Consider the following 22,925-nt stretch of genomic DNA (forward strand, 5'->3'; position numbering starts at 1 on the left):
CGTTTCAACTCTTTATCCGCTCCACTATTCCTGTAAAGTATCCCCTAAGAAGTGAAAAGTATATACTGTACCTTATTACAAAATCCCCTGTCATTAAGTACTTAACCGGTATCAATGCATGAAAGATTAGTTTTAAATAGTACATTTTATGAAGCTTATAGTATCCGTCACCTGTTCCGTAATTATAATACTTTCTGCAAGCATCTTTCAGATTAGCAGGGGCATGCCAGTACGCAACTGCTTTAGGTGCAAAGTAAAACATAAATCCTTTTTCTTTAAGCATAATGTCAAACATCGTATCCTCACCGTAGTGACATTTGTATGGATAACCGTTAACAGCTTTCCAGCATGATTTTTTAAAAGCAATGCTCCTCGAAGAAGGAAGAAAATCTAATGAATTTGTTTCATCTTTCTTCGGCAAAAATATATCCGCAAATTTTCTCTGGAATTCATTATCGCGAATCGCTTCATACCACCCGGAAACAACATCAACAGTGTTTTCCTCAAAGGGTTTAACTATTTCATAAAGCCAGCTTTTGTCAAGCAGACAACCTGCGTCAGTAACAGCAATGTAATCGCACCGTGCAAGCTCTATCGCGGCATTGCGTGCATCGGCTATCGGCGAATCTGAATAAGATTTCGAAAACCTGACTTCACTTGTAATTTTTAGTTTTAAATCAGGATTAGATTCAGCGTACTTTTTAAGAATCTCAAAAGTACCGTCTTCGGAACCTCCGTCAATAACAATAAACTCTTCCGCATAAAACTCCTGCTCAAAATAACTTTGCAGAAAATTAGTAATATTATCCGCCTCGTTATAAACGACCGTAATTAGACTTACATTCTTTATGTATTTATTGTTTATAAATTCCAAAGTCTGTAATAATCCTGTTTTAAACTATCCCATGAATATTCCTTTGCAAAGCTATATGCAGAATTTATCTTTTCGTTACTTGAAAGCATATCTTCAAACATTTTGATTACTTCATCCTTGCTTCCTGCCGTCCACATTAAATCCTGACAATGTGGTATCATCTCAAAGTAATCTTTCTTTAGCTCATTATTATAATATCCGAGTACTTTTTTCTTCATTATAAAAGCTTCCAGCATCGATAGATATCCCGAGGCAAAAACAACTTCGCTTTTTGATATGTATTCCGCCGTATCTTTTACCCACCCTTTATAAATTACATTGGGATAATCCTTTAGTGTATCTGTAAGTGTACCATTCCCGAGTATAACAAATTTATATTCAGGATGTAGCTTATTAATTTCACCGAATGATTCAAGCAACACCGGAAATCCTGTATCCGGTTCGAGTCTTCCTGCGTATAAAATTGTATTTTCGGAATTGGCATCTGATTTCTGCTCTTCAACTGCTCCGTATGTTATTATGTCAGCTCTTGTTTCATACCACTTTTCAATGAAATGTCCGACACAAATATTTCCGTTCGTCTTTTCAGATGCATATTTTCTCTTATTCTTTATATAATCAGTCAAAGGAAATATTCCCTCCCATCCATGGAAAGTTATATATGTTTTATTCTTTCTTATCTCACGATTAAGCGAAAGAATTGGATGCATTATATTGAAAACCGAATAATCATGGTAATGAATTATGTCGTAAGTACTTTTTAATATGTCCTTCGAGAAAATCTGAAACATTATTCCCGCAAAGTTTGAGTACTTGCCGCTTGTTTTTGATAGCCGGTATATTTTAATCCCTGATATATTTTCTTTATCAGCATCGCCTTTTTTCTTTTTATAAGTCAGTACTGTAACCTTATGTCCGTCCTCAATAATCTTCTTGGATAGTTCAAACACATGCTTTTCTACCCCTCCTGCATACGGATAGAAACTGTCTGTTATAAATAATATATTTTCTTGTTTATGCATTCGCTTGCTTTATTTTATGTCTTATTATAAATACAGAGGCTGTAAATCCAGTAAGCTCATTCACAATAAGTGCTAATGCTGATGCATAGACTCCGATTACAGGAAGTAAAAAAACATTAATAAGAACAACGAATATCAGCTGTATGAGATTAACTTTCCAGTATATACGGATAAAACCAAGATTATACCCGATAATTCCAATGGGACAAACAAGTATTGATATGCTGTATCGGAAACAAAGAATACGGCTGAGCATTATTGAACCGTCATATACAAGTCCGTATATATAAGTTATGAGCATAGGAGCAAAAAACGAATATATAAGTACAAACAAAAAAACAATAGAACTTACCTTAACAGTTTTTTTAAGCAGTAACATCGTCTCTTCCCTGCTCGTCGCCGCGGAAGCTCTCGGCCAGAGAACTGTGTTAAATGCATTTAGAAACATCATCAGCGGCAATGCGAGCTTAGTCGCAACATTGTAAATACCTATCTGGTCTTTAGTAAGATAGCGTCCCATAAGCCATACGTCAGCCTGCATGGTAAGAATTACTATTATTGATGTTATAACCATAAAAAATGCAAATGACTCTGCTGATGACTTATCAACCGTAGTCTCATTTAGGTAATGTTCTTTAGGTGCACGGAATATTTCTTTGAAGCCGTTTTTAAAATCCTGCATTTTGAATATTGCACGTCGCGGCACTATCACAAGAAATACAAGCATTCCTGCCAAGTTCGATATTACTGTTACAATAATGACATTGTAGATAGACCACATTCCCGTAATCGCAATAAACGTTATTCCCGAAAAATTAATTAAAGCCTGCCCAACGGCAACAAATGCATTCTTTCCGAATAACCTTTTAGATTGAAAGTAGATAATTGGTATTGACGAGAATACATTAAAAAGAACTATCAGCAAATAAATTCTTATTAAACTTATAAGTTCTGAACTACCCCAGAAATCCTTTGCAACCACTTCAGCAGCAAAATATGAAATAACGAAAAGGATGAGAACAAGCGAAAACCTTATCCGCAACGCCCAGCGCAGTACAGCATACTGAAGCTCATCATCATTCTTAGATACCGCTCTTGACGCAAACCTTATTGCAGTCTGGTTTATGCCAAGGTCCGAAAATCCGGTTATTAGAGCAGCGAAGCTTGTTATGAGTACATATTTTCCAAGACTTTCAGCACCAAGTCCGCGAGCAAGAAGTATGGACATTGCAAAACCAAATACTGCCGAAGCTATCTGCGGTGCAAAGGAGACTGCCATATCCCTTATACCGGTCTTATTAGAAATGATATTATCCTGTATGTATTTAAAAAGTTTTAGCAAATTAACTTTTAACTCATAAATAATTTTGTTAACAATAACCTAGTTTTTAATACCGGCGAGAGAAAATATGCTTTCGAACCATGATTCAATCTGTAATATCGGTAAATATCATCATACATTATCTTCCTTAGCTTATAATCGGCTTTGCTCGTTGAAAGACTTCCATGATGATAAACTTCGGCATCATGAATAAACATTACTTTCTTTCCTTCAGCGCTTATTCTTTTGCATAAGTCAACATCATTGTACATTATTCTGTAGCTTTCGTTAAATCCTTTTAATTTTTTAAGAAGGTCGCCGCGTACCATTAAAAATGTTGTGGCTATCTGATCAACCTGTATGGTCTTATTATATCCGAATCCCCGCATATCATATTCATAATTAAATCTGTTTAAAGATGTATATGTTAAGAAAGCATTCGATAATTTCGGAAATTTCTTGCAGTTGCCCTGCAGCGTTCCGTCTGGATACAAAAGCCTGCAGCCCGCTGCTCCTGCTTCCGGATTAGCATCCAGAAAGTCAATTGTCTTTCTCAAACTGCCGGGTTTAAGAATTGTATCACTTCCTAAAAGTAGTACATACCTTCCCATAGACTCACGTATTCCATGGTTGCATGCAGGAGCATATCCGACATTTTCTTTATTAATTATTATTTTTACCCGAGGAAATTTCTTACCTATTAATCCTGCCGTACCGTCATTAGAATTGTTGTCAATAATTATAATTTCAACATTTCCGTTGTATTCAGGAAGGTTTACTATTGACTGAATGCATTCTTCAGTTTGTTTTCTTGAATTCCATGTAGCTATTACTACTGATAATTCAGCATTATCGTTCATGAAGTAAATGCTCAGGCTTTATTATTGTAATAATACTGCACGTGCGCATTATAAAACATCATCTTAATATCATAACGGAGTTTTTCAATATCCTGTTCATATGAAGCACGTTTAGAGCCTTTAAGGTTCTTTACCTGATATTTCCTTAATGCAAGTGTTATTGCTGTACTAACATAATCCTTCTGTTTTACTCCTTGCGGACACCATCCGTATTTATTCCGCCTGAAAACATAAGGCAGATGGTTCATGTGTTCTGAGGGAATCAAACCGCTGGCCGACTCTTCCTGAAGTTCCTTTGTAATTGTTTTTCCTTCCATGTAAACCGCAATCTGAAATATTGCAATCCATGCGACAAAATACATAAAAAGAAATATGAACCCGAGCAATGCTGTACTCTCGAAACTTACTGTCAGGTTCCAAGAAAAGTGCAAAAACACTGCTGCTATGTAACCAGCAGGAATAAGCAGCAGCTTATACCCCGCAGGTTTAAACTTTGCCATTCCAATAAATCCGCCGAGTGTTGCTGTTGCCATGCAGTGCATCACCGCAGAAAACAGTGTTCTTATTATTACGAGTACCAGCCATGAAACCGGCTCCTCGCCGTATGCCAGAAAATATAAAAAGTTTTCGGTCATTCCGAATCCAAGACCAATCGCACCTCCGTAAACGACCCCGTCGACAACTCCGTCAAACCTTTTCGAAGTTGAGATTATTACTAAGAATAATCCCTTAGTCAGTTCTTCTACAAGCGGTGCTGTAATAACGGCCCCCGAAAGGTCTGTCAATCCCCCTGCGTTCTCACCAAAGAAAGCCCAGAGTCCCAAAGATAAAGGTATCTGAAAAATCAAACTCCCTATAATACCAAGAATAATCGCACCTGTAGCGCCCCAGAAGAAGTTAAGAAAGACAATCCAGAACGGATCTCTTTCGTTCCTGTCCATCCACCAGATAATAAACAGGTATGTTACCATTGGTATTATTGCCGCGAATATTGAAGCAAAAGCTAACATATATAATTCTTTATTTAAACATCAAACTTAATAAGCAAATGATTCTTGTCAACTGATTCTTTTTCTTCAACGAGTATCTTCGCTATCTTGCAGTCCCCTGCTGCTTTAAGTTCGTTTTCCATTTTCATTGCCTCAAGTACTACAAGCACCTGTCCTTTCTTTACTGCATCGCCTTCTTTTACGTTAATCTTCACTATAGCACCGGGCATAGGCGAAAGAAGTTCGTTCTTTATCTTTACCGTACCTCGGCTCTTTGCGAATTTTTCCATAAGGACTTCCATCTCATTCTTGCAGACTGTGTGATAGTAACGCGAATTGTACTCGAGCATAAATTCGGTGTGTTTTAATTCGCTCTCTACCGTTTCATCTGCCTTAAATATATAGTTCTTATGGTCAAGCCTTACAAGGAGCAGTTCATCTGTAAGGAATTTATACTCAAATTCTTCCGTGTCGTTGTCCGCAAACTTAACGTTATTACCCGAAAGCATTACGTCCATTGGAGTTTCATTACCGTTAATGCTTATAAAATACTTTTTCATATTAATGCAACTCCTTTCTTCTTAACCAGCCGCCTTTGGTTTTGTGCTTGTTGTTGCCTCCTGTGTTTACTGCAGAAGTACTTTCATGTTTTTCTTTCATAATAATAGAGCCTATTGCAAGAGCTTTCTTAAGCTCATCGCTGATCTCATTCTTCTCCTTCTCAAGTCTCGGCATGAATGTTCTCTCAACAAACTGCGTATTGTATGCTCCCTCAAAATATTCGGGACATTTAAGAAGTTTTAAAAGAAAACTTATATTTGTCTTAACACCGACTATAGTATAATTCAGCAGGGCACGTTCCATCTTGTCTATTACGCTCTTCCTGTCGGGGGCGTATGCTATTAGCTTTGTTATCATCGAATCGTAATAAACTGATATTTCATTGCCCTGTTCTATTCCCGTATCTTCTCTCATACCATTGCCAAGGTTGCGGCTCATGTATTTAATCTTGCCTATTGAAGGCATAAAATTATTATCGGGGTCTTCAGCGCATATACGGCACTCTATCGCAGCACCCTTGAACTTTATATCTTCCTGTTTAAGTTTAAGCTTCTCTCCTGAAGCTATCCTTAACTGCTGCTCCACAAGGTCAAGACCCGTCCTCATTTCCGTTATAGGATGCTCTACCTGCAGACGCGTATTAACTTCAAGAAAGTAAAAGTTCTTATCCTTATCCACCATAAATTCTACAGTGCCCGCATTTGTATATTCTGCAGCAAGTACTATCGTCTTTGCACACTCTCCCATTCTGTGCCGAAGGTCATCATCCATAATAGAACACGGAGTCTCTTCAATAATCTTCTGATGACGTCTCTGCATTGAGCATTCCCTCTCGCCGAGGTGAACTGCATTTCCATGCTCATCTGCAAGCACCTGAAACTCTATGTGCTTAGGCGAATCAACATACTTTTCAATGAAGACGCTTTCATCTCCGAAAGATGACCTTGCCTCGTTCTGAGCCATGCGGATGGCAGCTTCAAGCTCTTCCTCCTCTCGTACTACCCTCATCCCTTTACCTCCGCCGCCTGCACTTGCTTTTATCATAATTGGAAAACCTATCCTCTTCGCTACTTTCTTTGCTTCTTCTATATCGGTTATTGCTGAGTCGGTTCCCGATACAACAGGCACCTTGTTTTTAATCGCAAGTTGTTTTGCTTTTGTCTTACTGCCAAGGTCCTCTATTGCCTGATGAGGCGGACCTATAAACTTTATTCCGTTATCCTCGCATGCTTTTGCAAATACTGCACGCTCGGATAAAAAACCATATCCCGGATGAATTGCTTCTGCTCCGCATTTCTTAGCTGTTTCAATAATTTTATCTGCAAGCAAATAACTCTGCGCTGCGGGCGACTGCCCTATATAATAAGCCTCGTCAGCAAGTTTTGTGTAAAGCGAATATTTATCGAAATCTGAATAAACGGCAGCTGTCTTTATACCCATTTCTCTTGCCGTGTTAATTATCCGTACGGCAATCTCTCCCCTGTTAGCTATTAATATTTTCTTAAACATAATAAGTTAATTTATTTGTTTATTTCTTCCGTTTCCTTCTTTTTTCTTGAAATAAATATTCCCGCAACTCCGCCTATCAGAATAATAGTAACGAGTACATTAGCAGCAATACTTATTTTCTTTCCTGTATAATATGTTTCAGGATAAAACTTCAGTTCAACTTTATGCTTTCCCGCAGGCACGACAATCGACCTCTGGAAATAATTTGTTTTGTATATCTCTGTTTCCTTACCGTCAATAAAGGCTTTCCATCCTGCAGGATAGTATATTTCATTCAGTACCAACAGGTTATTTCCAGAAGAGCTGACTTCGTATTCAATATCGTGTATTCCGAACTTTGTAATGCGTACTGTATTTGTTGAATCTGCCCTGTCAATATTAACATCAAGTTTCTTCTCAAGGAATGCAGTGCTGCGCGGGTCGAAGTTAACTGCTCGTATGTTGTTCAGTATATCAATTCCCTTCTCCACTTTATATTCATTCACAAAAAAAGCTCTAGGCATCATAAACTTATTCATGTAGATAATACTGCTTCCCCTGTAAACTTCCGTGTATGCAAGAGTATCATTAAACGGACTGTCCGATATTACGTACTTCACGTTCGCAAGCCCCATAAGAAAAGGATTCTCGCCTCCCGCAACATCAACCGCATCCTGATAAATTCTTATCTTTGCACCCTGATATCCGTTGAACTGATGCAGTCTGAAATACGCAAGGTCGTTCGACGTTATCAGATTACCTTTGTTCATAACTGCTACTCTGTAATTATAAGTCTCGGGTTCTTTGTTCAGCAGCCATTTTGTGTAATCCGTTTCCGCAAATGTATCATCACGCTGCTTTTTATCGTCCCAATGAAGTGTTTTTGCGCTCACTCCCAAAAGGTCAAAAAGTCCGATTACAATTATTCCCAGCAGCATTAAATTCCGTGCAATATTCCGCTTTGCATAAAGATAGATAAGTACCGCTATTATTAATATTAGAAACCCGTGTAAGCGTAAATCGGAAATAACATTCTCGTAAGCAATCGGTGCAACCTGCTGTTTCAGATATCCTGATACCTGCTGTGCCGGATAGCCCTGTGCAGAGAGCTTCTGTGCCATGGGTCCGTTCAGAACAGAATTAGTGTACGACGATTCAAAACCAACAAGCGATATGAAAAACATCAGTAAGGCTATACCGCCTACAACGTATGAAGTTTTTAGAATTTTGTTCTCATCTTTTGTATTTTTCAAAAATGTAATTATAGATACAAGTCCGTATCCTGCAAGTATCACAAAAGCAAGGTCTATATAATAATGTATCATCACAGGCGCTCTGAAACTGCTGAAGAACGGCATGTAATTATAGAATAAATCGTAAATTAAAGGAAACGTTCTTCCAAATGACAGGAAGAGAAAGAAAATAATAATAAACGTTGTCGCTTGAACAAATGGATTCTTTTTAAAGTTATAAATCATACCTATCACAGCAAGCAGCAGTACAATCACTCCGAAGTAAACCGGTGAATCTGTAAAAGGCATTTGTCCCCAGTACAGGTTTGCTCTCTGACCTTTCACTTCAACTCCTCCGAATCCGTAGTAATAAGGCAGAACAAAAGTCAAAACCTCTCCCGGACTAAACGACCAGTTCGTTGCATATTCATAGCTGAGCGGTTTCTGGTCTCCCTTGCCTTCGGAGATTGCAGTAATGCTCGGCTGTCCGCGCATCGAGTACTGGTTGTATTCCTTTATTGAAAGAATAATATCCGCATCCATGGCAAATGCTATTATAAGACCGGCTACGAGCATAAGAAATGCTTTTACAATATTTGCTTTCTGAAGTTTCTTTGCAAAAGCATATATTAAAAGATAAAGCATATAAATGCCTATCATCATAAATGAATAGAAAAGCATCTGAATATGATGAAAATGTAACTGCAGATAAAGTATTATCGTCAGTAGGGCAAAGAAGAAGAACAAATTGTACCAGCTCTTTTCTTCTTCATCGGCAACCTTTTCAAGTATGAAAAGTACAAGCGGGAAAAATGCAAAAGTCATCATCTTAGTGTGATGACCTACTATTATCAGTTGAATTATTCCCGTTGCAAAAACTCCGAGCAGCGACACAAAAAGCGATATAAGATTATTCTTGAACTTATACCTTGCATAAAGAAACAGTGTAAGCCCGAATATGAAATAGTACGGCAGTGTCAGAGCAAATAAATTTCCACCCGAAAATATCTCAAATGCTTTATCCCAGATGAACGAATAAATATTATGCAATGAAGGAACAGCAGCAGTCATTGAAGCAAGGGAAGGCATCCCCATGAAAATATAGGGAATCCACAAAGGTAAAATCCCCTGCTCCTTTGCATCATTCAGAAATGTCCTGAACGTCAGAGGTGAAAGATTATCAGCCGATGCAAATATCTTGCCCTCAAAAACACCCTTATTAAAGAATAAAAGAATTGCGAGCAGAATTATGCCTATAAGCGTTAGAATAACAATAGATTTATTGTCATCGAAAAAAGTAAAACCGGTTTTTTCCTGTGTGCTTTTTGTCACTGTTGACTTGCCTTTTGTGACCGGAGTTTTAGTTTTTGCCATATAAAATATTATTCAATAAAACATAAAATAATGGTTTTATACCATCAAAAAAACATATTAATTCGTTATCATACTCCACTGATTTTTCTTGCTCCTATTAATCTTATTTCATCGTTCCCAAGGTCTCTATGTGAACGCATTTATTACTCAATCTATATTTATGAATTCCTATTTCGTAGAATTTGTAATAAAAACAAACTTTTTACAAAAATAAAAACGCTCTTTTATTTGTACTTTTTCATAGGTTTGAATAATTTTCTATGTTCTCTTTGCGGTCTTTGCTCTTCTCTGCGGCCTCTGCGTTAAAATATCTATCATTTGCTTTTCTTTGTTTTGTTTGTAGATTTATCTACGCCGTGTGCTTAGTGCTTTTGTGATGAAAAAATATTTTTTATCACCTCATCGAGCCGTCATTGAGCTTACGTCGAGCCGTGATTGAACGGCAATCGACAAGCAATCGAGAAGCAATCGAGAAACAATCGAGAAGCAATCGAGAAACTATCGAGAAACTATCGACAAATGCATTGTAACCAAATCTGAACAACTTAACCCCTTTACATATATACAAAAGTTTCATAATTACAACGAAATAGAAATTTCCAATAAGCATAAATAACTGATATTACAACTTGTTATAAAAATGCAGGAAGTAAAATAAGTTTCGAGATATGAAAATATTAATGCGAATTTATTTCATCATCGAATTTAATATGTATCTTTTTAACTGAAGAGATTTAAAAATTCTAAATACATATAAAAGTAAGTGAATTTACTATTATGTATATTTACCATCAAATTACATATTACACTAATAATATTTCATTTGAGCAGCTGTATATCATTACCTCACCAGAATCATCCGCTTCGTCTCACTAAAACCATCAGTAATCATTCTGTAAAAATAAACACCGCTTGGAAAGGCACTCGCATCCCAGAAGACTTCATATAAACCCGGTGTATGCTTTTCACTTACAAGAGTCTGTATTTCCTTTCCAAGTATATCAAAAATTTTCAACGTTACATATTTAGTTTCTTTTACCTGAAATCTAATTATCGTAGCTGGATTAAACGGATTTGGATAATTCTGGAATAAGCAATAACTGTCAGGGATTTCATTCGAAATGTTGCTAATAAAAACATTCCCGCCATTAGTTGTTTTATAAACCTCTGTCCAGCCGCCCGAAACCCATCCTGTGGTGTTGTTTATAAAACATATCGAATACAAATCGCTCCACATTCTGATGCCGCTCGGTCTGTAAGAATCCCAATTTGAAAAATTATTTGTAATTTTTGTTATAATCGGATATGAGTTAACATCCCTTCAAACAGCCCATAATAAATTATTTAATTGGTAAAAATTAAAAATTGCTGCTAAGTTGCTGCCTACATATATGCTGTCCCAGTTAATTCCTCCGTTAAAAGTTCTGTGTATGTAGTTAATTTTTTCGTTTGAAGCTTTGTAAGGAATTACAAATCCTGTATTCTGATTTATAAAATAACTTGTAAAAAAGCTTACAATATTAGGAACATTAATCTGCTGCCAGCTACCTCCCCCATTGGTTGTTTTCAGAAGTTTGTCTTGTTTGGAAGCCCACATATTATTGAAGTCGCATATCGTAACATTATAAGCGGCATCCATCGAATCTAATGTCCAGCTGACTCCTAAGTTTGTACTTCTTAAAATTGCTTCTTTAGTAACAAATGGTCTGCTTATATATCCATCTAATACAATATTCGACGATTCAAAAAACTTTATTTTAATCAAAGAAGCTATTTTATTTGACGGATTCGCATAAAACCAGTTCCCTCCTCCGTTTGTGGATTTATATAAATAGACAGAATCTGTAATCTTTTCATACGAAGTTACCCACCCGGTTTCATCATTTATAAACAAAATATCGCTTATTTGTCTGGCATTCGGGACCGGGTATGTATTCCAGTTAAATCCTCCATCTGTAGATTTTATTACATCAAAAAATAATGTACCCCAACCTGTATTTTCATTTTGAAAAAATATATTACTGATTGTTTCTGACAACGGGACTAAATTGTATGAAACTGTGTCCCACAATATTCCATTATTAGAAGTTTTAAATATCTCGTACTGCTTTGTCCCCCATAGATTATTTCCATCCGCTGCTTTAAAATACCAAGAAACAAAATTACTGCTTACCCAGTTATATCCGGCATTGGTAGTTTTATACATAACGTCCCATCCAGAAACCCAACCTGTACTTTGATTTATAAAATCCATATCAAAAAAACCTGATACGGAATCAATATATTGCTTATTCCAGTTAGAACCGCCGTTTGTTGTTTTTAGAAAAAATCCTCTGTTATATGATGGAGAACCGTTACTGCCAGCTGCATAACCCGTGTTTTCATCAAAAAATTTAACTTTCGAAAGTGTATATGCATTATATTGTACAGTCCAGTTTATCCCTCCGTTTGTTGTTTTGTAAAGGTTTGCATTTGAATATGGTCCCGACATACCCCATTTTATAACCCAGCCTACATTCTCATTTATAAAAAAGGGTGATATGATGTTTCCGTTTCCATATATGCTACTCAAGAAAAACCAGTCAACACCTCCATTCGTTGTTTTCAAAATATTATTTCCTGACGATATTACATATCCTGTTGTAGAATTTAGGAAATATACTGAATTGAAATAATTTGATGCAAATCCTGGATTGTTATATCTCGTCCAGTTATCTCCTCTGTTTGTCGATTTGAAAACAACTCCCGAATCGCATACGCACCAACCTGAATTTCCGATAAAATAAACAGAATTAATACTGCCATAGAAATTGTTAATATATCCAAAACGTGTCCAGTTCAATCCTCCATTTGTGGTCTTCATTATATTCCCAAAATCACCGACAATTAATACTTCATCACTGGAAAAACAATACATGTCCTTATACTCAAATCTCGCGGGTCTGGGTGTTATTAATTCCCATCCGTTTTGTGCATTAGAAACAAAAGGAATTAACAAAATCAAAACGAATAATAACATCAAACTTTTCATTGTAACTCCATAAAAATTATTTATTGATTCTCAAATTAATATTTTATAAAATACTTATCATTAAAAGCTACCTCACCAAAATCATCCGCTTCGTCTCACTATACTCCCCCGTCGAAGATCCGCTGTGGTGGACCTGTATCCTGTAAAAATAAACACCGCTTGGAAAAGCAGCAGCATTCCATTGCGTTTGATATGTTCCTGCCTGAAGCCTCTCATTTACAAGCGTTTCCACTTCCCTTCCCATCAAATCATATATTTTAATTGATACTTTACTATCAACGGGCAACTTAAAACTAATAACTGTCCTCGGATTAAAAGGATTTGGATAATTCTGTGATAACGAATATGATGAAGGAACTTCTCCCGAAACACTCACGACATTCATTGCGCAAGATGTGAAGGTTGTTCCATAAATTCCGCTTTCCGAGGGACTCAAATTTTTTCCGAAAACAATCCAATACCTGAAACATGCTGTATTTGGTACATTTTGACACGTACTGAATCCTGTCCTTGATTTATAGTTCGTATCGTTTGAAATCAAAGTTGTTAATGAGTCTCCCCAAAATCCCCCCATCTTCACTTTTGCATATAATGAATTGTTTTGTTTTGAAATAAATGCGAAAACCCCGTTAGTTGTATTTTTCCCAAGAAAAAATTCAGTGCCTGAATATCCCCACATATCAAAATACTGTGATGTTAAGACATCATAAGATACACTGCTCTGACCATTGAATTTAATCTGTGTTCCGAATATATTTCTATTGCCGTTTTTATTTGATTCGTATATAAATAAATAAGGCGAAGGATAAAAAAACATCGATGCTATACCGGCATTATAATTCACACCCGAATACCGGACAGTATCAATCATAAAGTTCAGTGGAGCAGGCAACGATGATTTCAAACAATAAATTGAATTTTGACTCGCTGAGAATTCCCTTTCGTAAGTTATAAACATTGCAGATGAACTGCCCTGTGAAATCACAATATAAGGATTTCTGCAAATATCATTTATACCAGAAGTTATATTCGTGTCGAGTAAAACACTTTGATTATCAACATTTATTAATTTCAGTTTTATATCATCTACTGATTGATAAACAACCGCATAAGTATTCTCATTAAACATTGCAGTCTTCGGATTGACCTGTTCGCCTGCGGAATTATCTATTGCAAATTCAGGAAGCCATCCCTGAGATTGCTTATAAATACGTGCATAGATATCCTTATTACCGTTTTTATCCGTTTCCCAGACAGCAAGAGCTGTGGTAATTTCAGTAACCTGATAACTCTGGAAATAATAACCAATCGAGGGATTTATATTTGAGAAAACATCATTCGTCAAATAATAACCGCTGTCAAGAGCACCATTAGTATTGATTTTCGAAACCAGAATATTTGAAGCATTATCGTTCACCCTTTCATATATCAGAAATTCGAACGGAATATTCGAGATATTATAACCGTCATCTCTTACCCTGAATGAAGGATTTCTATCATTTCCAAATGAAAGTTTCTTGAGGTTTTGTAAAAACTGAGAATACGAGATGTTTATATTCAATAAAAATAAATTTATGAATACAAAATAGAAAACTATTTTCCCTGTATTTTTCATAATGTTTTTTGATTTTATTTAATTAACATCATCCTCTTCGTCTCTCTAAAATCCCCTGCCTGAATTCTGTAAAAATACACTCCGCTTGGAAAAGCAGCAGCATCCCATTGCGTTTGATATGTTCCTGCCTGAAGCCTCTCATTCACAAGCGTTTCCACCTCTCTTCCTTGCACATCATAAACCTTTATTATCACATCACTTGTCGAAGACCCGCCGTGGCGGGGCAGCTGAAAACTAATAACTGTCTTTGGATTAAACGGATTTGGATAGTTCTGTGACAAAGAAAACGACGAAGGCAGATTTGTACCAATCTGATTTACGAATACATTCCCACCGTTTGTTGATTTCAAAATTTGAGCCTGCATTATATCTCCGGCTCCGATAAAAAAATTATCAGAATCCACTAATGCCAATCCATAAGCCATAAGCTTTGGTTCAAATTCTGCCGACACCCAGTTCAATCCCCAATTAGTAGTTTTTAATGTAGTAATTTTTCCCGGAAGAAACATAACGGTATCTATATTATTACCAATTGCAAACGCTGTCCCGGTATTTGGTAACGATACTAAGTTATTATAAAGTTTCGGACCTGTAAAAGTATTAATGATATTCCAATTGTCACCTGCATTTGTTGTTTTATACACATTATTGGAAGCACCATCATTTGTTATTCCTATTGCTATACCTGTTGTCGAATTAAAAAATGTTATACCATCAATCTGAGTCGGCATGTATGTATTACTCCAGTTTAAACCTGCATTTGTGGTTTTATAAATATGCCCTCCGCTGTAAAAACCTTTGGCAATGCCGGTATTCATATCGAGAAATATCATTCTTTCAACTTCTGCCGGCGATCCAACTGAACTTATAAACTGCCAGTTTGCTCCGCCGTTTGTTGTTTTACAGAATTTTGAATTATAAGAAGAACCGGAATCAATTAAAGCATAACCTGTATTTACATTAAAAAAATGTATGTCAATTATATAACCTGTTGTAGTATCAAACTGACTTGCTCTTTGCCAGTTTTGACCGCCATTTGTAGATTTTATGAACGCTGACTTGTATTCCGAAAAAAATTCTGTTCTTCCTTCTATTAATAATCTATCTCTGATGTTCTTGGGAAAAGACAGAAAATCATTTTCCGTTTTTGTATTACTGCTAAAAGCTACAGTCTCAGCCCCACAGGCATATATAATATTTTCATTAATATATTGTACATCAGCAATGGCTCTCAATTCGACCGGATAAGCTGCTTGAATCCAGCTCAAACCCGAGTTTGTTGTGTAAAAAATATATTCATTGAACGGTGAAATACTGTGGCCAAATGAAACACCTCTGTTTAAATCATAAAACCCTAAAGTAAAGGGAATTCCCGAATAAGGAAGAGTATATGATACCCATTGAGCATTCGCATTCATCGCAGCGAACACTATTAAAACAATAAATAATTTTTTCATAATAGCTTTTGATTTTTACTTAATTAACATCATCCTCTTCGTCTCACTAAAATCACCCGTCGAAGATCCGCTGTGGCGGACCTGTATCCTGTAAAAATAAACTCCGCTTGGAAAGGCAGCAGCATTCCATTGCGTTTGATATGTCCCCGCCTGAAGCCTCTCATTCACAAGCACAGATGCCTCTTTTCCTGTTACATCAAAAACAGTAATCTTCACTTCCGAACTCTTCGGCAAGTCAAACCTAATCTTCGTCGTCGGATTAAACGGATTTGGATAATTATTAAATATCTTGTATTCTTTTGGAATTTCACTGCTTGATAGTAAAACAGAATTCGGATGTACATTAAAATTCCACACTATAGACCATGGTCCTGTGCCTGCTAAGTTATTCGCATTCACACGCCAGTAATATTTTTGATTCCATCCGAGAATGTTTGGCCTCAACTGCAGCCTTGACGGTATTATACCCGTAGTATCAAATACTATTGCACCAAATAATGAATCTGCCGATATCTGAAGTCTGTAATTGTTGGCAGCCGCTAGACTGTCCCAATCCATAAACGGTGTCGGAGATTGATTTGTCGCATTATTTAACGGAGATACGAGTACTGGCTGTGGAGGAATTGATACTACTCTAAACGACCACACTGCAGACCAGTCGCCGTTGCCTGCTTCAGTTACACCCCTTGCTCTCCAGAAATAAGTAGTGTTTCCGTTTAGTGTTCCTGCAGGAATCTGATAACTTGAACTGACTAAACCGCTTTGATTGACAACAAAAGAAGAAAAATTGTTGTTTAATGATACCTGAACTATATATGATGTAGCTCCTGATAAGTCACCCCAGTCAAGAACCGGTACGAATGATAAAATGCTTGAGCCGTTTGCAGGACTGTTTAATACCGGACCGATAAGCGATCCCTGAGTAGAAAAATTCCATGGTGTACTCCATGATCCGATTCCGTACATATTTTCTGCATTTACTCTCCAGTAATAAAGCGTGCCATACTGCAAAACACCTGATGTAATCTGATATTGCGAAGCAGTCAAACCGTATAAATTAATTACTGTCGTCGAAAAACCAATATCAGTTGATACCTGCATGCCGTACGTTTCTGCACCAGTAACTTCAGTCCAGTTCAATGTTGGTGTAAGTATCTGCCCGATCGAACCATTTGGAGGGTTCAGTAATGCCGGAGCATTAGGTACACCTAAAGTTGTAAAGTTAAATGATTCTGAGTATATACCCGTTCCGTTTGAATTTGAGCTGCTGACATGCCAGTAATAGGTTGTATTTAATTGAAGTAATCCGTTCGGTATCTGATATTGAGAACTTGTTAGCCCGCTTAAGTTGACAAGATTATTCGTAAAGCCAGAATTCGTGGAAACCTGCAAGTTGTATGTGGCACCGCTTATATCTGACCAGTCAAGAATTGGAGTTTGAGATATATAAATAGAGTTATTTGCCGGTGTCAATAGGTTTGGCGGAGGTGGAGGAAGTGGTCCGATGTATACTAATGCTCTTATTGACCAGAATTCTTCATTTGATTCTCCGTTTTCTACACCGTTCACATAAGAACCCGGAATATGTCCTCTTAGTGCAACCATGTTGCAGTAATAGTTTGAGCCGCTTACGTCATTCCATTTCGACATACTTACATATCTCCAGTCTTTTCTTGGGGAAGTCGGGTTTATTTTTTCGAGTACAGGCCAATTCAAACCACCGTTAGGCGAAGCAGCAAGCCATATATCCATAAACACAGTAGTATCAACCGTACCTCCGAGTTCTTCAGAGGGAACAGAGAATGAAACAAACAGTACATTTCCGTTTGCAGATACACCAATATTAGGTCTGCATATAGATGCCATTACATCGTTAACGCCGATGTATGGATGAAATCCGACTGTGTTTGTATCAGCCAAAACAACACTTCTGTTTGGGTCTGACCCGGGAAGCGTATTTGACCAGAACCTTATATTAGCCGTTGAATTGGGAAAGAATGAGCCATCTTGCGTCTGCTTTACAGTTTCAAATACGACTGAGGGTGAATTACCTCTGTAAACGATGCTTATCCCTCTTAGCATACCAAGTGAATCCGTTGAAAAGTTAGCATCAAAAATTTTCAAGGGCGTACTGAAAGATGTACCGTCGTTTGTTGATTCCATAAACCATACATCCGCGTAACTTGAAGGATTAGATTCGTCATCATTCTTATAAACAAGACCAATTCTGCCGTCTGTGCCTCTTCCAAGAGCGTATGTTTCTGCCTGATCTGAGATGATCGTCGTCCAGCCTAACCATGTGCCGGGTGTAAAATTTATATCTGTGTTAACATTATACCTGGTTATATACGGTATTTCATGAGATGCTATAAAAACAAATTTATTAGTAAGGATTAAACTTTTTGTAGAAATAACCCTCGGCCAGATATAACCATCGTTACCGGGTGCATCAAGCCTTGTAAAAGAACCGATGCCGGGTGCTAAATCCTTATACGCCTGTGCCCTTGTTGTTCCTCCCCCGTCAGCACTGTGATTGACTATCAATGCTGTACCGTCTGAAAATCCGTCTAACGAGGGGTATCCACTTCTGACATTTGGTACATCAGCAAGAAACGACCATGAATAGCCCCTATCCGTTGATAAATAATATTTTGATTTCCTGACAGTAAATGAAGGATCTCCCGGAGGACTATGAACAAATACAGCGTGAACATAATCCGGATTCGAAGGATCCTGCCATACATTAACGGGAGAACCGTTTGAACACAAATCATAAATTGTTCTTGCACCTATGTCTGTAAATGTTGCTGTTACAGAATTTGTTGACTTTTCCCTTACTGTCTTATATTTCTTCACGAAATCCTTTACCGAGGGTAATCCGTATGTATTAGGCATTCCGTCAGCCCGTACTCCGGCAAAGGCATCATCATTCAAAACAATCTTATACCTGGCCCGTAAAAAAATTTTTTCGGCATTCGAGAATTGGGCGTATAGTTCATTTACAGTGAAGAAAAATAAAAGGACAATAAATACTATCTTTATGCTTTTCATAAGATATTATTTTAATTTGTTTTCATAATAGCAGATGTTTATAAATGTAAAAGTATTTATTTTTATTATCAAGCAGTTAATTAATCCTTAATGTCATTTCATTACACTTTTAGATGAAATTTAGCACCCCAACTCTTTAATTCCCAAGCAGCAATTTCTACTCACAGCATTTTAACTCATGCAGAGAAGAAGCCGAGAAGGAACTTACTTAAGGCTGATTCAAGGCTGATTAAGGCTGAAACATGGCTGATTAAGGCTGAAGCATGGCTGAATAAGGCTGAAAAAGGCTGAAAAAGGCTGAAACATGGCTGAATAAGGCTGAAGCAAGGCTGACGAATAAGTCAACTATTAATTAAATAAAGTAGTTATGAAAATAACAATTTCATTCTTTGACAACTTCCCGGTATTTTCACCTAATTAATCCGTCATTATGAGAAATTATTCAAACCGAGAAAAAAGAATATCTATTTATTGAACTTAGAAAAGTATTCATCTATTTCAGATCTCATCTCAATACCAACTTGCTCAAAGCAATCGAGTAAGTTTTCGTAGGCACCTTCTCCTCCAAGGAAATCCCAAAATTCTTTTCCAACTTTTAATTCATTATCAAGATCAAGCATTCCCCGCATAGTCCATCTTTTATAAGGTGCTGGTTCATATGGATTGTATGTAATTGCAATAAGCGTGTTTACTTTTGCTTTGAGATTTTTTGCAAAGATAGCCGCTGTCCATTCAAGCAATGTTCTTTTAAACTCACGGAATCCTCCGGCATTTGGATTTGCAGTTTTGATGTCAATTAAATAAAGTTCTTCATCTTTGCTTTCAAGCCATAAATCAACTTTTGTTGGGCGAACTGTATTCATCTGGCCTTTTTGAGCGACTTCTCTTAATCTTTCAATCTCGCTTTTCTTATTAGTTTCTTTATTAAATGTTAAAAAACAATATTAGCATTTCCATACAAAACAGAGCGGATGGATGAAAATATTTACCTGTTTAACTCCCATTTTTTGAATTCCTCATTTCCTAAGAATTCAAATTTTTTCTCAAATAGACTCGCCAATTTTGAACTCGCGGTTGCAAAAAATATTTGACGGTTTTCTTTCAAAATAAAGAAACGAAGGAAATCAAGAAAGGAAAGTGCATTAAGATCGTCAATATGAGAAATTGGGTCATCAAAAATGAGGAGATTTGGACCGTTTTTCAACTGACGGTTCAAACTTATAAAAATAGATAAAGCAAGGGCGGCTCGCTGACCAGTACTGATTTCAGTTAATTTATGCTTTTTGTCATTCTCATTAATAAGATAGAACTGTCTATCTTGGAAAATTAGAGATTTAAATTCTCGCGGAGCATGGATGGTCTTAAAAATGTCGACAATTTCCTTCAAATTGCTTTCGAAAAAACTGTTTAAATGATGCGTCCCGTCTGATTGACTGATAGTTTGGAGAGTATTGAAAGCTATCTTAATTCTTTCGAAGTTTTTTATATTGTTATCTAAAAAAGTCTGTGATAGCTGCTTTTCATTTTTCGCCTGATTATATTCATATTGATTTTGTTTTTCTATTTTGAGAGAAACGATGTTTTTTTGCAACATTGCCAATCCAAGGTTAATTTCCGAGAGTAAATTCTCATCCTTCAAATCTATTAATTGGGAAATCTGAGAAAAATAATTATCAAACAGGTCGATGTTTTTCTTTTCTCTCTCCATTAACGAATAGAATTCTTGCAAAGTATAGGTTTTATCATCATCCAGTCCAATCGTTTTTTTGAAATTTGTGATAAGTTTATACCTGTCCTCTTGAAGTTTCACCAAACTCTCTTTTAATATTTTAATTTCTGATGATAGTTGTGTAGCTTTTTCTTCAAAAAGTTTTTTGTTGTCAAATACAAATGTAAACTCTGGGCTTAAGTCTGTAATCAGTTTATTGCTGAGAAATAGGAATTCTTCTTCTGTGATATTAAATGATTCGGCCATTTCACGAAAACCAACGAGCTCCTGTTTTTTCTTTATATAGAAATCCTCCTGATTTATTAATTGAGAAATCTCAGTGATAATTTCCGAAACTGACATTTCTATTGAATCTTTACTGAATGTGTTTTCATATAATGTTTTGATGCTAGTTAATCCATTATAGAAATAAGTCACATTTTCAACATTTTCTTTCGCAGTCTGCTGTTTCTGGTGAAGGATATCAATTCTTTCCTGATTTTCCTTGGAATTTGTCTGTAAAATTTCTTCAATCCTCTTTTGTAACTCAGAATGTTCATAAGATGACTGACAAAGAGGGCACGAAATAGCGTCAGGAGCAAGAGCCAAATATTCCTTTCCTAATAATTTTATTTCGTTAATTATCTTATCGGTATTGCTAAAATGTGCAAGAAGTTTTTTCAAATCAGCCTCACATATATCAAGATTCAATCTGGCATCAGAAAGATCAATCTGGGTTTTATCCAGTAAATCATTAATATTTGCTTCGGAGGAAAAAGTCTGGAGATCTATTGAATTCAAACCTCTTTTCACTACATTCAACTTTCTGATTAATTCCTCATTATCAGAAAAGCGTTTGCTAAATCCTTTAATATCAAAAAGTTTGGGTTCACTGAAATACTTTGTTGAAGATTCAAGTAAACTTGACACTTTTGTCACTTTAGTGATTTCATTCTCCTTTAGGGAAACCTGTGAGGATAGTAGTTCAAGATCAGATTTTAAATTATTTAAGGCAGTATCTTTTATTGCAAATAAACTTATTGCATTATTTAGATCATTCTTGCTGTCAATGGGATTATTTTGATTCTCCGATACTTTTTCAGTCAGTGTCTTTACCTGATTAATTAGGACTTCCACTTCTGCCGTATCTTTTTCGATATCAAAGTATATATTTTTGAAATGGAGAGAATGTAAAGTTTGGTTAATAGTATCAATCAATGATCTGACTATTTCAGATTTTCCCAATTTGGAAATAATTATATCAGATTCTTTAATTTTCTGTTCGGCTTCCTTTATTTTACGATTAAGTTCATTATAAATTGGTTTTATTCTGTCAAAAAATCCGTCTATCCTTTCAGAAATATAATTAAATTCACTACCGAGTATGATATTTGACAGCGACTTTTTTACATCATCTTCGATGTTGCTTTTTGCAAAGTCGATAGATGCATCCGTATTAAAGAAATTAAACCTATTAAAGGAAGAAAAAACAAAATTATCTCTTGGATAATTATTACTATACCAATAGGCATCTCGCAAGCGGTATTTAGTATTATTGGTTGGGGTGCATATTTCGATCTCCCTTGAATTGTTAATTATTGCTTCCACACAATTATCTGGTTCTATTTTGTCTGAATTTCTGAATGCTCTTCCACAAGCGATTAATTCCAAAGATTCCAGGACGCAGGTTTTTCCAACTCCATTGATCCCTTTTATAAGGTTTACTTTTCCAAATTTAAAAACCCTAGGTTCCCTTGGGTATTCCCGATATGTTGGCTTTAATATAATCTGGTTTATGAAATTAATTTTTATATTATCCAAAGAATCTAAAAGTGTTTCTGTACCCTCTATTTTTCTGGTTTGATTTAATAGAAATCGATCTACTGCTTCTGTATATTTTGCCTTTGAATACACTTCCTGAAGATCAACTTTATTAAGTTGTTCTTTCCATTGTAATACAACATTTGAAGATACTTCCGCATCAGATTTTTCCAGTTTGAAGAATTCTTCAAATTGGGGTTCAGTAAAAATATATTTGCGGGCATACTTATCATTTCGTTCAACTCGTTCTTTGATTTGTTGGTTAACATCATCCTGAAGTAACAGCAAGTAAAGATTCCATTGAAGAGTTCCTGATAGGCTATAATACTCATCAGCAAGTAAATTTTCCTGATACTCGTTGAATTTATCAAATGGTACATGCCCACTTATATCCATATAATATATACCGGCAGATTTTCCGGATATCTTTAATTCACCTCTATACAAATCATCCCGAACATATTGTATATCGGGAAAAATATTTCTTGCAAGAGCGATAATATTTTGCTTATTCATAATAT

General features: G+C 36.2%; 15 protein-coding genes and 1 pseudogene. All 16 read right to left on the reverse strand.

What is annotated here, in order from left to right; genetic code table 11:
* Nucleotides 1-4 precede the first annotated feature (4 nt).
* Nucleotides 5-874, reverse strand: a complete 870-nt coding sequence (locus WC644_00145; protein ID MFA5010337.1) for a glycosyltransferase — start codon at nucleotides 872-874, stop codon at nucleotides 5-7.
* On the reverse strand, nucleotides 862-1,896 hold the full coding sequence (locus WC644_00150) for a glycosyltransferase family 4 protein (protein ID MFA5010338.1): 1,035 nt from the start codon (nucleotides 1,894-1,896) through the stop codon (nucleotides 862-864). Before WC644_00150 ends, WC644_00145 begins: the two co-directional genes overlap by 13 nt.
* The gene (locus WC644_00155) at nucleotides 1,889-3,238 is read right to left on the reverse strand and encodes an oligosaccharide flippase family protein (protein MFA5010339.1); all 1,350 of its coding nucleotides are present in this window, start codon (nucleotides 3,236-3,238) and stop codon (nucleotides 1,889-1,891) included. The genes WC644_00150 and WC644_00155 overlap by 8 nt, the downstream gene beginning before the upstream one ends.
* Before the next feature lie 8 nt (nucleotides 3,239-3,246).
* The gene (locus WC644_00160) at nucleotides 3,247-4,077 is read right to left on the reverse strand and encodes a glycosyltransferase family 2 protein (GenBank protein MFA5010340.1); all 831 of its coding nucleotides are present in this window, start codon (nucleotides 4,075-4,077) and stop codon (nucleotides 3,247-3,249) included.
* 11 nt (nucleotides 4,078-4,088) lie between these two features.
* Nucleotides 4,089-5,087: a PrsW family intramembrane metalloprotease gene (locus WC644_00165; GenBank protein ID MFA5010341.1), complete on the reverse strand. Its 999-nt coding sequence runs from the start codon at nucleotides 5,085-5,087 to the stop codon at nucleotides 4,089-4,091.
* 14 nt (nucleotides 5,088-5,101) lie between these two features.
* A complete protein-coding gene (locus WC644_00170) occupies nucleotides 5,102-5,626 on the reverse strand; it encodes a biotin/lipoyl-containing protein (protein ID MFA5010342.1) in 525 nt (174 codons plus the stop codon).
* 1 nt (nucleotide 5,627) lies between these two features.
* On the reverse strand, nucleotides 5,628-7,136 hold the full coding sequence (locus WC644_00175) for an acetyl-CoA carboxylase biotin carboxylase subunit (GenBank protein MFA5010343.1): 1,509 nt from the start codon (nucleotides 7,134-7,136) through the stop codon (nucleotides 5,628-5,630).
* 11 nt (nucleotides 7,137-7,147) lie between these two features.
* Entirely contained in the window at nucleotides 7,148-9,721 is a 2,574-nt protein-coding gene (locus tag WC644_00180) for a YfhO family protein (protein ID MFA5010344.1), read from the reverse strand.
* 394 nt (nucleotides 9,722-10,115) lie between these two features.
* Entirely contained in the window at nucleotides 10,116-10,298 is a 183-nt protein-coding gene (locus WC644_00185) for a hypothetical protein (protein ID MFA5010345.1), read from the reverse strand.
* 264 nt (nucleotides 10,299-10,562) lie between these two features.
* Entirely contained in the window at nucleotides 10,563-10,958 is a 396-nt protein-coding gene (locus tag WC644_00190; GenBank protein MFA5010346.1) for a T9SS type A sorting domain-containing protein, read from the reverse strand.
* Between the two features lie 84 nt (nucleotides 10,959-11,042).
* Nucleotides 11,043-12,740, reverse strand: a complete 1,698-nt coding sequence (locus WC644_00195) for a YCF48-related protein (protein ID MFA5010347.1) — start codon at nucleotides 12,738-12,740, stop codon at nucleotides 11,043-11,045.
* A gap of 79 nt (nucleotides 12,741-12,819) precedes the next feature.
* Complete coding sequence (locus WC644_00200) at nucleotides 12,820-14,313, reverse strand: T9SS type A sorting domain-containing protein (protein MFA5010348.1); 1,494 nt, start codon at nucleotides 14,311-14,313, stop codon at nucleotides 12,820-12,822.
* A 68-nt stretch (nucleotides 14,314-14,381) separates the two neighbouring features.
* Nucleotides 14,382-15,824 carry a T9SS type A sorting domain-containing protein gene (locus WC644_00205; GenBank protein MFA5010349.1) on the reverse strand — a complete coding sequence of 481 codons (1,443 nt, stop codon included), beginning with the start codon at nucleotides 15,822-15,824 and terminating at the stop codon, nucleotides 14,382-14,384.
* A gap of 15 nt (nucleotides 15,825-15,839) precedes the next feature.
* Entirely contained in the window at nucleotides 15,840-18,875 is a 3,036-nt protein-coding gene (locus WC644_00210; GenBank protein ID MFA5010350.1) for a T9SS type A sorting domain-containing protein, read from the reverse strand.
* A gap of 464 nt (nucleotides 18,876-19,339) precedes the next feature.
* Nucleotides 19,340-19,789: pseudogene (locus tag WC644_00215) on the reverse strand (TdeIII family type II restriction endonuclease).
* A gap of 71 nt (nucleotides 19,790-19,860) precedes the next feature.
* The gene (locus WC644_00220) at nucleotides 19,861-22,920 is read right to left on the reverse strand and encodes a hypothetical protein (protein ID MFA5010351.1); all 3,060 of its coding nucleotides are present in this window, start codon (nucleotides 22,918-22,920) and stop codon (nucleotides 19,861-19,863) included.
* Nucleotides 22,921-22,925: the final 5 nt, after the last annotated feature.

The sequence above is a fragment of the Ignavibacteria bacterium genome (genome assembly GCA_041649015.1).
Lineage (GTDB): Bacteria > Bacteroidota > Ignavibacteria > Tepidaquicellales > Tepidaquicellaceae > CAIKZJ01.